This is a genomic window from Metabacillus litoralis, from assembly GCF_007994985.1.
Taxonomy (GTDB): Bacteria; Bacillota; Bacilli; order Bacillales; family Bacillaceae; genus Metabacillus; species Metabacillus litoralis.
Genome location: NZ_VOQF01000005.1, coordinates 221926 through 236625, shown reverse-complemented (window position 1 = coordinate 236625; position 14700 = coordinate 221926). Strand labels below are relative to the sequence as shown.

Genomic DNA, 14700 nt, shown 5'->3' with positions numbered 1-14700 from the left:
GTACAAATCTCAAGGGAAATTATCGTTTTTTCTTTTTACGCTTTGCTTTTGGTGCATTTTCGAAATGCTTTTTCTTTTTACGTGGAGGACGAGTTGACCAGTCTCCTGATTTTTCGTCTTCTTTTTTCTTACCATATTTTAAGTTGTCAGGCTTTCTTCCTTTACCTGCAATGATGACTTTTTTAGGAGCATCTTTATCAGGTCGTTTTCTCGTACCCTTCATCCCAACAACTTCAAAATCAATAGAACGTTCATCTTTATTAACATTTACTACACGAACCGTGATTTCATCACCAATTCGATAAACATTACCTGTACGTTCACCGATCATTGCGTAATGACGTTCATCATAACGGTAATAGTCATCTGTTAAATAGCTAACATGGATTAGACCCTCGATTGTGTTAGGAAGCTCAACAAACATCCCAAAGTTTGTCACAGAGCTAATCATTCCGTCGTATTCCTCGCCAATTTTATCAAGCATATATTCTGCTTTTTTCAGTTCATCTGTTTCACGCTCAGCTTCAACCGCTCGTCTTTCCATATTAGAAGAATGCTCTGCTATAACAGGTAAGCTTTCTGCCCATTTAGAACGAGTATCTTCATCAACTTTACCTTCAATTAAATACGTACGGATTAAGCGATGTACAATTAAATCTGGGTAACGACGAATCGGTGAGGTGAAATGTGTATAATATTCTGTTGATAAACCGAAATGTCCAAGGCTTTCTGGATCATATTTTGCTTGCTTCATTGAGCGTAACATAACCGTTGAAATAACCGTTTCTTCTGGTTTACCGGCAACTTCCTCAATAATGTTTTGTAGTGCTCTTGGATGAATTTCATTTGCTGTTCCTTTTACAGAATAGCCGAAATTCGTAATGAATTCTAAGAAACGTTGAAGCTTCTCAGCATTAGGATCTTCATGGATACGATAAATGAACGGTACATTCATCCAATGAAAATGCTCTGCTACTGTTTCATTTGCAAGCAGCATGAACTCCTCAATAAGACGTTCCGCTACTGAACGTTCGCGAATAACAACATCTGTTGGGTGCCCCTTTGGATCAACTAACACCTTCGCTTCTTTAAAATCAAAGTCAATCGCGCCACGATCCATACGTTTTTTACGAAGAATTTGTGCTAAATCCGCCATTTCTTCAAACATCGGAACAAGGTTTTCATATTTTTTAAGAAGAGCTTCGTCTTTGTCTTCAAGAATTTTTTTCACATCTGTATATGTCATACGCTCTGTTGTTTTAATCACACTTTGGAAAATCTCATGCTTAACAACTTGGCCTTCAGCATCGATTTCCATTTCACAAGATAATGTTAATCGATCAACCTTTGGATTTAATGAACAAATGCCATTAGAAAGACGATGTGGAATCATTGGAATAACTCGGTCAACTAAATAAACACTTGTTCCACGTTCAACCGCTTCACGATCAATTGGAGATTGCTCTGTTACATAATGACTAACATCTGCAATATGAACACCAAGCTTATAGTTGCCATTATCAAGCTTTTTAACAGTAACAGCATCATCTAAATCCTTTGCGTCTGCTCCATCTATTGTCACAATCGTTTCGTTACGAAGATCACGGCGATCCTTTAGATCTTCTTCTTTAATTTCATCTGGTACATCATTTGCTTGTTCTAGAGCTTCTACAGGAAACGGACCTGGTAACCCGTGTTTATGAATAACAGATAAAATATCAACACCAGGATCATTTTTATGACCTAATATGTCGATTATCTCACCTTCAGCACTCATACGGCCTTCAGGATACGTCGTTAATTTCACAACAACCTTATGTCCTTCAATAGCACCCTTTGATGCATTCTTCGGGATAAAAATATCATTTGCAATTTTTTTATCATCTGGAATGACAAATCCAAAGTTTTTACTTTCTGTATATGTTCCAACAACCTCTTTTACTCCACGTTCTAGAATTCGAATAATCGAACCTTCTTGGCGTGAGCCATTCGCAGATTTCGGGCTTACTCGAACAAGAACAATGTCACCATGCATCGCTGTTTTTAGCTCAGTTGGTGGGATAAAAATATCATCTAAGCTTGTGTCATCAGGATCAACAAAAGCAAACCCTTTTGCATGTCCAATCAGTTTACCTTTTAATAAATTCATTTTTTCAGGAAGACCGTAGCGGTTACTTCGTGTTCGAACAACCAATCCCTCTTCTTCCATCACAACTAATGCTTTAACAAATTCTTTAAATTCTGCTGAATCTTCAATTCCAAATGCTTCTTCAAGTTCTTGTACTGTAAGTGGTTTATATGCTTCTTCCTTCATAAAACCAAGTAGCTTATTTATATGTACTTGTATTTCTTGATCCATTTAACATCCTCCTTTTTACCAATCAAGACTTTCTAAAAATTCATAAACATCTTCATGAAGTTGATCTCGTTCTTTATCAAGAGTTAACACATGTCCAGATTCTTCGTACCACTTAATCTTCTTATGATCATTTTCTACTTCATTGTAGATAATATTTGCACTATCAGTATTAATCATGTGATCATGTCTTCCCTGTGCAACAAAGGTTGGAGAGTAAATCATATCCACATTATCTCGAACAGAAGCAATCAACTCTTGTAAAGCTTTTAATGTATTCATAGGAGATTTTTCAAACTCTCTCATTTCAGCTTCAATCTCTTCAGGAGTTTTCCCCTCGAATTTTTTATAATTCCTAGCATATTCGAGAACACCTTCATACATGACTTCTTCACTTTTTATATACATAGGTGCACACATTGGGATAATACCCTTTACAGGTACAGTGTAACCTAATTTCAAGGAAAACACTCCACCTAGTGACAATCCGCCAACGGCAATATCTTCAAACCCCATATCCTTCAAATGCTGATATCCTTCTTCAACATCTTTCCACCAGTCCTCAGGCCCTGTCGAAACAAGCTCCTCAGGAGGAACTCCATGTCCCTTATATTGTGGTGCATGACAAGTATATCCTCGTTCACTTAAAAAACGCGCAAGCATCCTGACATCAGCAGTATTTCCTGTAAATCCATGTAATAAAAGTACAGCTCTGTCTCCACCCTCAAATGTAAATGGCTTCGGTAAAACTCTTTTCATTTTTATACTCCTTTAATATCTTTCGTATAGTTTGTCCGACATGTTCTTGTAGTATTACAAATCTGTTTGGTTATCCCTTACTACCATTAAAACAAACACTGTTACTACTTACAAAGATGTTTACTTGTCTATGTATGTTTTTTTATCGTGACTTCAAAAATCTTTAGTAAAACCACATCTTAAAACAAAAAAAGAGCCTGTAGTTAAGTACAGACCCTTTGCTTTCACCCATTATTGAACAACATATGATACTAAAATTGTAAGAATAAAGAATAAAACAGACAAAATAACAGTAGCTCGATGTAAAACTAAATCAAGACCACGTGCTTTTTGCTTTCCAAAAAGTTGCTCGGCGCCACCAGAAATCGCACCAGATAAACCTGCGCTTTTTCCAGATTGTAATAATACAACTGTAATTAGAGCGATTGAAACTAAAACAAGTAGGATAATTAATACTGTATGCATGAAAACACACCTCCTGAAATGCGCACAAATAGATAATTTTAATGTATCACAATTGACGAATTATCACAATACACATTTGTCTTAATTGTTGAAGTGAGGTTGATATTCTCAAATATTGGCGCTTTGGAATAGAATTGGTGGATGTTTTCATACTCTTTGTGCTCTGACTTGGGGTGCCTAGGAATTTGTTTCAGGATTTAAAGCTGTTTCGAGGTCATTTAATTACATTTTGAGCATTTCTAGTACAGTTTTCGGGTCTTGCCCTTACATTTTATACTTCCTCAACTAATTTCGGACTCTATCATGAGTAAAAAAGTAGATTTATCATCGATTCTTGAAAAATATCAACGATTTTTCTAATTTATCATCGATTATGCAAATTTATCATCGATTTTCAGCATTTATCTTCGATTAGACTATTTTCGACAAAACTCTCACAAAGCAACACCTTCTATATCACAAATATTTAAGAGGAGTTAAATCATATTGCCGATTCTTATTTCCTCCTGAGGATTGAAGATTCATGCCATGTAATAATCGATTAGCTGTGCTAGATGAGTTTAAAACAAGAAACTCCCTAGCTTCCCTAGCTTCAGAATTTTTAATGGTTGGTTTTATTAAAAGTGAGTAATCCTTCAAGGCCTGGATATGGGCAAATTTGTCTTTATGTTTACATTGAGGGCAGTACCAATTTGCCTTAATCCTTTCTAGAGGAAAATACTCACAGCGCGGACAAAACACCCCTTTTCTTAGTTCATGCTCGTTTATTTGATATCGTTCTAATACATTTGTTTCTAACGATGAATGCTGCTTGATGAGACATTTGAAGATTTTTTTCATATCTTTCTCATCAAGAGTTTCAGATATGTGAGAGTGAGATTTTTCGATTTGTCTGATTTTCATTGGAAGATCTTCTTTGTGGATAACTCTTTGATTGATGGAGTTACTGTTAGGGGCTGTGCGGATAATACTTTGAGAATTGCTAATGACTACTAATGTGGCAAGCTTTAGTTTTGGGAGTTTATTGAGTTTTAACCATTCTTGAAAAAGGGCCACTTGTCTGTCTAGCTGTGTTAGTGGATAGGAGTAACCTTTTTCGACGCCGTCTTTTGTTTGAATCAGTTGCTTGAATTCCTGATCGAAGTAAATGGTTCCTGAGATATTTTTAACCTCTATAAGAATGACAAGCTTTTTGGTGAAAATAAGGGTGTCAATTTGAAAATGGTGTGATTTTGTCTGTAGTCTTAAACCATGGAAGATATAATAGTCCTTTTCGTTTAGAAAACTTAGTGGATAATCGATTGCTTTTTCGCCCTGAAAGCCTGCGGTTCTGATTCTGAGGTCTTCGGTAATAGTAGGGATTTTATGTTGATGAGTTTTCGGGATTCTTTGAAGCAAAGCTGTTAATTTGGGGATGATATCTGGTGTTTGATGGTCTTTTTTGATCATTTTCTCACTCCATTTTGTTTTGTCGCTTTAATATACGCTATCTCAGGGTGGATATCCTGCTACTCGTTGAGAGAATTTTAACTTTATCGGCGATTCTGCCGATTTATCTTCGATTTTTCTGATTTATCATCGATTCTGTAAATTTATCTTCGATTTTCCGGATTTATCTTCGATTAGACTATTTTCGACAAAAATCGCCCCCCACTTCGCTCCTCTAGCCATACTAGCCGCAAACCAAAACAAAACAAAAAAACTGCCACACCCAGTGTGGCAGTCCCTTAACTCAAATTACTTACTTAAGTTATAGAAAGTTTTAATTCCATCATATTTTGCTGCGTCAACAAGTTGATCTTCGATACGAAGAAGTTGGTTGTATTTTGCAACACGGTCAGTACGTGATGGAGCACCTGTTTTGATTTGGCCAGCGTTTGTAGCTACAGCGATGTCAGCAATTGTGCTGTCTTCTGTTTCACCAGAACGGTGAGAGATTACTGCTGTGTAACCAGCGCGTTTTGCCATTTCGATAGCATCGAATGTTTCAGTAAGTGTACCGATTTGGTTAACTTTGATAAGAATTGAGTTAGCAATTCCTTTTTCGATACCTTCAGAAAGCTTTTTCGTGTTTGTAACGAATAAGTCATCACCAACAAGTTGAACTTTGTCGCCAAGGCGCTCAGTTAATAGCTTGTGACCATCCCAGTCGTTTTCGTCTAATCCATCTTCAATTGAGATGATTGGGTATTTAGAAGCCATTTCAGCATACCAGTCAACCATTTCTGCAGATGTTTTAACAACACCTTCACCTGAAAGATGGTATTTACCGTCTTCTTTGTTATAGAACTCAGAAGAAGCAGCATCCATAGCAAGCATAACTTGCTCACCTGGTTTGTAACCAGCTTTTTCGATTGCTTCAATGATTGTTTGAAGAGCTTCTTCGTTAGATCCTAAGTTAGGAGCGAATCCACCTTCATCACCTACTGCAGTGTTAAGGCCTTTACCTTTTAATACAGCTTTTAAGCTATGGAAAATTTCAGTACCCATACGTAATGCTTCACGGAAGTTTTCAGCACCTACTGGCATTACCATGAATTCTTGAATGTCAACGTTGTTATCAGCGTGCTCTCCACCGTTAACGATGTTCATCATTGGTACTGGAAGAGTTTTCGCATTGAATCCTCCAAGGTATTGATATAAAGGTACTTGTAGGAAATCTGCAGCAGCACGAGCAGCAGCAATAGATACACCAAGAATTGCGTTAGCACCTAATTTACCTTTGTTTTCTGTTCCATCAAGCTCGATTAATGCTTGGTCGATTGCAACTTGATCTGTTACTTCGAAACCAAGTAATTCTGGAGCGATTAATTCGTTTACGTTTTTAACAGCTGTTAAAACGCCTTTTCCTAAATAACGGTCTTTGTCACCATCACGAAGCTCAACTGCTTCATATTCACCTGTTGAAGCACCACTTGGTACTAAAGCGCGACCAAACGCACCTGATTCTGTGTGTACTTCTACTTCTACTGTTGGGTTACCGCGTGAGTCTAAAACTTCGCGTGCATAAACGTCTACAATGTATGGCATTTAATTTCTCTCCTTTATTTTTGAATTAATGTAGTACCAGTCATTTCTGCTGGTTTGTTAAGGTTTAATAAATCTAGCATTGTTGGAGCTAAGTCTCCTAAAATTCCACCATTTCGAAGTGTTACATTATCCTCTGTTACAATAACAGGAACAGGATTTGTTGTGTGAGCTGTCATTGGCTCACCTTCTAATGTAACAACTTCATCTGAATTACCATGATCAGCTGTGATAATAGCTTTACCGCCTTTAGCGATTATGGCATCAACAATTTTCCCAAGGCATTCATCAACCGTTTCGATTGCTTTAATTGTTGGCTCAAGCATTCCTGAGTGACCAACCATATCCGGATTTGCAAAGTTTAAAAGAATCGCATCAAATTTGTCAGCTTCAATTTCTGCTAGTAACGCGTCCGTTACTTCATAAGCACTCATTTCTGGCTGAAGGTCATAAGTTGCAACCTTTGGTGAGTCGATTAAAATACGCTCTTCACCAGGAAATTTTTCTTCACGTCCACCACTCATAAAGAAGGTAACATGCGGATATTTTTCAGTTTCAGCAATACGAAGCTGTGTTAAATTATTTTGCGCTAACACTTCACCAATCGTGTTATCAAGGTTAGTTGGTTTGAAAGCAACATATCCTTGAACTGTTTCACTAAAGTGAGTTAAACAAACAAAGTGTAAGTTTCTCGGATGCTTTTCTCCACGATCAAATGAACGGAAATCTTCATTTGTGAACGTGTTGGAAATTTGGATGGCACGATCTGGACGGAAGTTATAGAAAATAACTGCGTCTTCATCGTTAATCGTTGCAACTGGTGATCCATCTTCTTTTGTCATAACTGATGGAAGCATGAATTCGTCGAAAATTCCGTTTGTATAAGAATCATCGATACATTCCATTGGATGACTGTAAGTTGGGCCTTCACCATAAACCATTGCACGGTATGATTTTTCTACTCGGTCCCAGCGCTTGTCGCGGTCCATTGAGTAGTAACGTCCAGATAATGTCGCAATTTCCCCGACACCGTATTCTGTGAGTTTTTGTTGTAATTCATTCACATACGATTTAGCAGTTTTTGGACCAACATCACGTCCATCTAGGAAGCCATGAATGTACACATTTTTCACACCTTCTTTAGCTGCAAGCTGTAGAAGAGCATATAAATGCTGAATATGACTATGAACTCCACCATCTGACACTAAACCAAAGAGATGAAGGTTTTTACCTGTACGCTTTACATGATTGATTGCTTCTGTAATGGTTTCATTTTTTTCAAATTCACCTTCACGGATTGCCACATTTACACGTGTTAAGCTTTGATAAACAACTCGACCTGCTCCAATGTTTAAATGACCTACTTCAGAGTTACCCATTTGTCCTTCTGGAAGACCAACAGCCTCACCTGAAGCGATTAATTCAGCATGTGGATATTGATTCCAGTAGCGATCAAAGTTAGGCTTTTTAGCTTGTGCCACTGCATTACCCATTGTTTCTTCTCGAACTGCAAAACCATCAAGGATGATTAATGCAACTGGTGCCTTACTCATTTGTTTGCCTCCACAAGTTGAAGGAAAGATTGTGCTTCTAAGCTTGCTCCACCTACTAATGCACCATCGATATCAGGCTGTGCCATATATTCTTTAATGTTAGCCGGTTTTACACTACCACCGTATTGGATACGAACAGCTTCTGCTGCATCTGTAGAGAATTGCTCTGCTACAACACTACGGATATGTGCACAAACTTCATTAGCATCTTCTGCAGAAGAAGATTTACCAGTTCCGATTGCCCAAATTGGCTCATAAGCGATAACTGTTTGTTTCACTTGATCTTCAGATAAACCTTGTAAAGCTTGTTTCACCTGGTTTCCTACAAGATCATTTGTTTTTCCAGCTTCACGCTCTTCTAACGTTTCACCACAACATACGATTGGAGTTAATCCGTGTTTGAAAGCAGCTAAAGTCTTTTTATTTACTGATTCATCTGTTTCAGCAAACATTTCTCTACGCTCTGAGTGACCTAACACTACATAGCTTACACCGATATCTTTTAGAGCTACTGGACTAACTTCACCAGTGAAAGCACCGTTTTCTTCAAAGTGCATATTTTGAGCACCGATTTCTAAGTCTGTACCTTTAGTAGCAATAACTAAGCTTTCTAAAAATAGTGCCGGAGCACAAACGACTGAGTCAACACTTTCTGTTGAAGGTACTAGACCTTTTACTTCTTCAATAAAGCTTTTTGCTTCAGAAGAAACTTTGTTCATTTTCCAGTTACCAGCAATAATTGGCTTTCTCATGTTTACACCGTCCCTTTTTTTACAGCCGTTCTTTTTCACTAACATCAAGATGTCGCGACTAATCTTGAAATTATAAAAATAGAAGACTGAATTTTTTATTTAGGCTGTTTCCGTTAAACTTTGTTGTTTTTACAACTCAAGGTAAACAGCACTTTATCAAGCATGGTGGCATCTTTTCTTAATAGAATAGTACTTATTATGCAAAAAGAACTAAGTTTAAATTGCAATAACAAGGCAATTAGCAACAATCTTTCAGAAAAGAGCCTTTATTTATCGTTTAATGCTAAAACGCCTGGAAGTACTTTACCTTCCATGAATTCAAGAGATGCTCCACCACCTGTAGAGATGTGGCTCATTTTATCAGCCAAGTTGAACTTTTCTACAGCGGCAGCTGAATCTCCTCCTCCGATAACGGAATATGTATCATTTGCCTCAGCTAATGCTTCTGCAACTGCTTTTGTACCACCTGCGAATGCATCTAATTCGAATACACCCATTGGTCCGTTCCAGATAACAAGTTTAGAGTTTTTGATAACGTCAGCGTAGATTTCACGAGATTTCGGACCACAATCAAGACCTTCCCAATCACTTGGAATGCTGTCGATTGATACGATTTGTGTATTTGCATCATTTGAAAAATCATCTGCTACAACAATATCAACAGGCATGTAGAAATTAACGCCTTTTTCTTTCGCTTGATCAAGGAAAGATTTTGCTAAATCAACTTTATCTTCTTCAAGTAGTGATTTACCAACATCATGTCCTAAAGCTTTGATGAATGTGTAAGCTAATCCACCACCGATGATTATATTATCTACTTTATTAAGAAGATTGTCGATCACACCGATTTTGTCTTTTACTTTTGCTCCACCGATAATAGCAGTGAAAGGACGCTCTGGATTATTTAATGCTTTACCTAGAACTTCAAGCTCTTTTTCCATTAAGAAGCCTGCAACAGCAGGGATATGTTTTGCAATACCTTCAGTTGAAGCATGTGCACGGTGAGCAGCACCAAATGCATCATTTACATAAACATCAGCTAAATCAGCAAATGCTTTTGCAAGTTCTGGATCATTTTTTTCTTCACCAGGGTAGAAACGAACGTTTTCTAAAAGAAGTACGCCGCCTTCTTCTAATTTTGCGATTTCAGCTTTAACCGTATCGCCATAAGCTTCATCTGTTTTCACAACATTTTTACCTGAAAGTTCTTGAAGCTTTTCTGCAACTGCATTTAAGCGTAGTTCTTCAACAACTTGACCTTTAGGACGACCTAGATGACTTGCTAATACAACTTTAGCACCTTGCTCACTTAAATACTGAATTGTTGGTAAAGCTGCACGAATGCGTGTTTCATCTGTTACTTGTCCATCCTTCATCGGTACGTTAAAATCAACGCGACAAAAGACGACTTTCCCTTTAACATCAATGTCTTTAACTGACTGTTTGTTCATGAAAAAGCCCTCCTAATTTGAAATGCGGAAGCGCCTGTTCAGCCCCGACAAGCACAAGACGAGCCTCACAGAAAGGTGTTCTTTACCTTTCAGTGAGAATTGGCTTGTGACCTCGAGGGGCTAGGCGCTACAGCTAGACACCAAAAAAATTATAAAGCCCTTATTTCTAAAAAAGGGAAAGGGGATGATCCCCTTTCCCCGTTTTCTTACATTATACAGTTATTCTTGCTTGTCATCTTCTTTTAAAGAATTAAAGTCCTTTAGAAGCGATGTAATCAGCAAGATCTACTACACGGTGAGAGTAACCACTTTCGTTATCATACCAAGAAATTACTTTAACCATGCTGCCTTCCATAACCATTGTTGATAAAGCATCAATTGTAGAAGAATTTGGGTTACCATTGTAATCTCCAGATACTAATGGATCTTCACTGTATCCAAGGATTCCACTTAATTCGCCTTCAGCAGCTGCTTTGAATGCTTCGTTGATTTCGTCAACAGTTACTTCTTTATCTAATTCAGCAACTAAGTCAACTAAAGAAACGTTAGGAGTTGGAACACGCATTGCTCCACCGTTTAATTTACCTTTTAACTCAGGTAATACTAGAGAAACAGCTTTAGCAGCACCCGTTGTAGTTGGGATGATGTTTTCAGCTGCCGCACGAGCACGACGGTAGTCTTTGTGTGGTAAATCTAAGATTTGTTGGTCATTTGTGTAAGAGTGAACAGTTGTCATCATTCCACGTTTGATACCAAATTTGTCGTTTAATACTTTAGCAAATGGAGCTAAGCAGTTAGTTGTACAAGAAGCGTTAGAGATTACATCATGGCTTCCTGCATCATATTTATCTTCGTTAACACCCATTACGATTGTGATATCTTCATCACTTGCTGGAGCTGAGATGATAACTTTTTTAGCTCCTGCTTCTAAGTGTTTTGCAGCGTCTGCACGTTTTGTGAAGAATCCAGTAGATTCAACAACGATATCAACACCTTGAGTTCCCCAAGATAATTTAGCTGGGTCACGCTCTGCTGAAACTTCAATAGTTTTTCCGTTAACAACTAAGTTGTTACCGTCAACTGACACTTCTGCATCTAACTTTCCGTGCACAGTATCATATTTTAAAAGGTGAGCTAACATATTTGCATCTGTTAAGTCGTTAACTGCAACTACGTCCACGTTAGGATTTTTTAATGCTGCACGGAATACATTACGACCAATACGACCAAAACCATTAATACCGATTTTTACTGCCATGATTAATTTCCTCCTTTAATTTTGTTCTTCGGTTATGTACCTTTGAACAATACTACTAAGTTAGTTGTTTCCCTCTCGAGTAGGAAAGGTAAACATATATAATCAGGGAGTATTAGTCCCTTATTAACTCGTTTGCTGCTCCTTCATCTGTAATAAGAACAGAATCTAAAGCTTGTTTCATATAAGCTTGGATTGCCTTTGCTTTTGATGCCCCACCTGCAACCGCGATTACATTTGGTACCTCTTCAATGTCATCAAGCTGTATCCCTACTGTTTTCACTTTATGTACAATGTCACCCTCTTGATCAAAATAATAGCCAAACGCTTCTGCGACAGCATTTCCATTGTGAATCTTCTGGAAATCTGCTTCCGGAGTTTTCCGGCGCTCTGCCATTGTTTTAGCGTCTCCTATTCCATGAACAACCATACTTGAGGATTTCACTATAGCTAAAAGCTCTTTTATTGAGGGTTCTTCAATAATTGATTCATAGGCATCTTTACTAAGCTGATCTGGGACATGGAGAAGTCGATAAATCCCACTCGCACGCACTGCCATTTTAGCGCAAATTGTGTTTGCTTGATTTTCCACTGTTTCACCTAAGCCACCGCGAGCCGGTACAAAAAGAATTTCGCGATTTTTACTATCAGGTGTCATCATCTCAGCAACAGCTGCTAGAGTTGTTCCACCAGTAACAGCGACGATATTTTTACCGATTAATCGCTCTTTTATACATGTTACACATGCTCTTCCCATTTCTTTTTTCACCCATGGTGATTCATCACTATTGCCAGAAACGACTATGACTCGATTCAGATTAAATTTCTCTTTTAATTTATTTTCCAGAGAAGATAATCCTAAAACATCCTTCATCATTTCTTCTAGAAGCTTTAGTGATGATGAGCCTTCATCCGTTAAAGTCATGCCAGAGGTGTGAATATCGATTAAATTCTGATCTTTCAGAAATTGAACTTCATTTCTCAAGATCCGTTCACTTAACCCAAGGCTAGTTGAGAGACTTCTTCTTCCAATCGGCTGCATCAATCTTATGTATTGAAGAATTTGATAACGTTTTTGCATAACCTGTAGTAGGTCTGGCAATAATTTTTTCTGTGCTTCTATTAATGATTTCATTTTGCCATCCCTTTCTGAGCCGGCATGGACTTCATTCGTCCCACTGAGACTTATTATGTCCCACCTTCTCAAAAAAAAATCTCCCTGCTACAATTTCATTTTAACAGGGTAAATTTGCTTATTCAAGAAATCTTTCTCTAATTTTTAAAGTAAACGCTTTCTTATTACATCTTTATCCAAAATTCCATAAGAAACGATTTCTTCATCAATTTTCACAACAGGAATCATGATTTGATATAGCTCTAACAATGCATCATCTTTATAAATATCGACAACTTCATACTGAAATGAGATTTCTTTTTGAACCTCTTTTAACACTCCTAACCCTTTATCACATAAAGGACAATTTTCTTTTGAATAAAAAATTACTTTTTTCATAGTCGGGCACATCACTTTCAAAGCTATTTAGCAGCTAGTATTCTTTTCTAACGGCAGAGGTAGGAATATTTAATTGCTCTCTATATTTTGTCACTGTTCTTCTTGATATTCTAATATCATAATCATTTTTTAGTAGATTCGCTAATTTTTGATCTGATAATGGTTTCTGTTTATTTTCTGATGAAATGATTTCAGCCAGCTTTATTTTTACAGCTGCAGAAGATACATCTCCCTTATCTTCATCTATTTTTGTGGAAAAGAAGGTTTTCATACTAATAAGACCATGAGGTGTTTGCACATATTTATCTTTCACTGCTCGACTTACTGTTGATTCATGAACATCAAGAAGATCTGCAATAGATTTCAAGGTTAAAGGCTTTAGAAAACTTCTTCCTTTTATGAAAAAATCCTCCTGTTTCTCAACAATCACTCTCATTACATTCACCATTGTTTCTTTTCTTTGCTGAATAGCTCGTTGAAGCCATTTCCCCTGAGTTAGTTTCTTAGAATAATAGTCTCTCGTATCATTCTCTTCTTTTACAGCTTCATCACTTTGTAATGGATGATGAATAATCAGCTGTGGCATCAATTCATCATGGTAAATAATATGAAGCTTATGATCAACCTTTTCAATCGTCATATCTGGTGTGACATATGACATGTCATCACTTTCATATTTCAAGCCTGGTCTTGGCTCCAGCTTTTTGATAAGCTCATGAATAGCTTGAATCTCAATAATTTTGATTTTCAACCTTTTAGAAAGCTCTTTCCAAGATTTTTCTGCAAAAGCTTGAAAATGCTGCTCAACAATTGTTTCCGCTAAATAATTCCTTGCAGGTAATCTACGCAACTGCAGTAAAATACACTCTTGAAGAGACCTCGCACCTACTCCAGCTGGTTCTAAGCTTTGAAGAAAATATAATTTACTTTCTAAAAATTCTTCTGACACATCGATAACACTGGCCAAATCCTTTAGACAATCCTTCAAATATCCATTTGAATCGATCGCATCAATTAATAAACTTAAACAATCTCTGTCTTTCTTCTCTAGATGAAAATCAATAAGCTGTGATCGCAAATGTTCTCGCAAGCTCGCTTTCTCTTTACACGTATTTTCAATAAAAGATTGCTTATCTGAATTCTTACTTACTTGTCTGTATGGAGATCTGTAGGTTTCTTTTACTTCGATTAGTGGATTTTCCATTGCTAATTCATGGACATAGGAAAGAAGATCTGCTGAGGAATATTGAAGCAAAGCAATGGCTTGCTGTAGCTCTTGAGTCATATTTAATTTTAAAGACTGCTCTTGTACTAACCCAATTCTCATTTTGTTCCCCCCTGGTTTCTATTTTACACAAAAATGATAAAAAGTGTTATTGATGGTTGAATGTTAGTAAGCGTTTACATTTTATTTTACATGTTTATGATTTTAGTAACAATCCGTAGCTGCTACAATCCTTGATGATAGTATATTTTTATGTAGAAGTATTGAAATAATGCAAAGATATAAGGAAAGATGCTGCTTCAGTTCAATAAAAATAGCAAGGAAGAATTCCCCTGCTAAATAAG

12 protein-coding genes are annotated in these 14700 nt (G+C 37.1%); all 12 read right to left on the bottom strand.

The genetic code is table 11. From position 1 onward, the window contains the following. Positions 1-19 precede the first annotated feature (19 nt). Positions 20-2359, bottom strand: a complete 2340-nt coding sequence (gene rnr, locus FS935_RS09240) for a ribonuclease R (RefSeq protein WP_146947818.1) — start codon at positions 2357-2359, stop codon at positions 20-22. A gap of 15 nt (positions 2360-2374) precedes the next feature. Next, the gene (locus tag FS935_RS09235; RefSeq protein WP_146947816.1) at positions 2375-3115 is read right to left on the bottom strand and encodes an alpha/beta hydrolase; all 741 of its coding nucleotides are present in this window, start codon (positions 3113-3115) and stop codon (positions 2375-2377) included. Positions 3116-3346: 231 nt separating this feature from the next. Further along, positions 3347-3580, bottom strand: coding sequence for a preprotein translocase subunit SecG (gene secG / locus FS935_RS09230; protein ID WP_146947814.1), 234 nt, complete (start codon positions 3578-3580; stop codon positions 3347-3349). Between the two features lie 456 nt (positions 3581-4036). Continuing rightward, the gene (locus FS935_RS09225; protein WP_146947813.1) at positions 4037-5029 is read right to left on the bottom strand and encodes a nuclease-related domain-containing protein; all 993 of its coding nucleotides are present in this window, start codon (positions 5027-5029) and stop codon (positions 4037-4039) included. Positions 5030-5317: 288 nt separating this feature from the next. Beyond that, positions 5318-6610 (bottom strand): phosphopyruvate hydratase, encoded by a 1293-nt coding sequence (gene eno / locus FS935_RS09220; protein WP_146947811.1) that lies wholly within the window; start codon positions 6608-6610, stop codon positions 5318-5320. A 14-nt stretch (positions 6611-6624) separates the two neighbouring features. Further along, complete coding sequence (gene gpmI / locus FS935_RS09215; RefSeq protein WP_146947809.1) at positions 6625-8160, bottom strand: 2,3-bisphosphoglycerate-independent phosphoglycerate mutase; 1536 nt, start codon at positions 8158-8160, stop codon at positions 6625-6627. Continuing rightward, a complete protein-coding gene (tpiA, locus tag FS935_RS09210) occupies positions 8157-8912 on the bottom strand; it encodes a triose-phosphate isomerase (protein ID WP_146947807.1) in 756 nt (251 codons plus the stop codon). Before tpiA ends, gpmI begins: the two co-directional genes overlap by 4 nt. A gap of 266 nt (positions 8913-9178) precedes the next feature. Then, positions 9179-10363: a phosphoglycerate kinase gene (locus tag FS935_RS09205; RefSeq protein ID WP_146947805.1), complete on the bottom strand. Its 1185-nt coding sequence runs from the start codon at positions 10361-10363 to the stop codon at positions 9179-9181. A gap of 250 nt (positions 10364-10613) precedes the next feature. Next, a complete protein-coding gene (gene gap, locus FS935_RS09200; protein ID WP_146947803.1) occupies positions 10614-11621 on the bottom strand; it encodes a type I glyceraldehyde-3-phosphate dehydrogenase in 1008 nt (335 codons plus the stop codon). A 112-nt stretch (positions 11622-11733) separates the two neighbouring features. Next, positions 11734-12753 (bottom strand): sugar-binding transcriptional regulator, encoded by a 1020-nt coding sequence (locus tag FS935_RS09195; RefSeq protein ID WP_146947801.1) that lies wholly within the window; start codon positions 12751-12753, stop codon positions 11734-11736. 144 nt (positions 12754-12897) lie between these two features. Continuing rightward, a complete protein-coding gene (locus FS935_RS09190; protein ID WP_146947799.1) occupies positions 12898-13131 on the bottom strand; it encodes a glutaredoxin family protein in 234 nt (77 codons plus the stop codon). Between the two features lie 34 nt (positions 13132-13165). Continuing rightward, positions 13166-14458, bottom strand: coding sequence for an RNA polymerase factor sigma-54 (gene rpoN / locus FS935_RS09185; RefSeq protein ID WP_146947797.1), 1293 nt, complete (start codon positions 14456-14458; stop codon positions 13166-13168). Positions 14459-14700 lie beyond the last annotated feature (242 nt).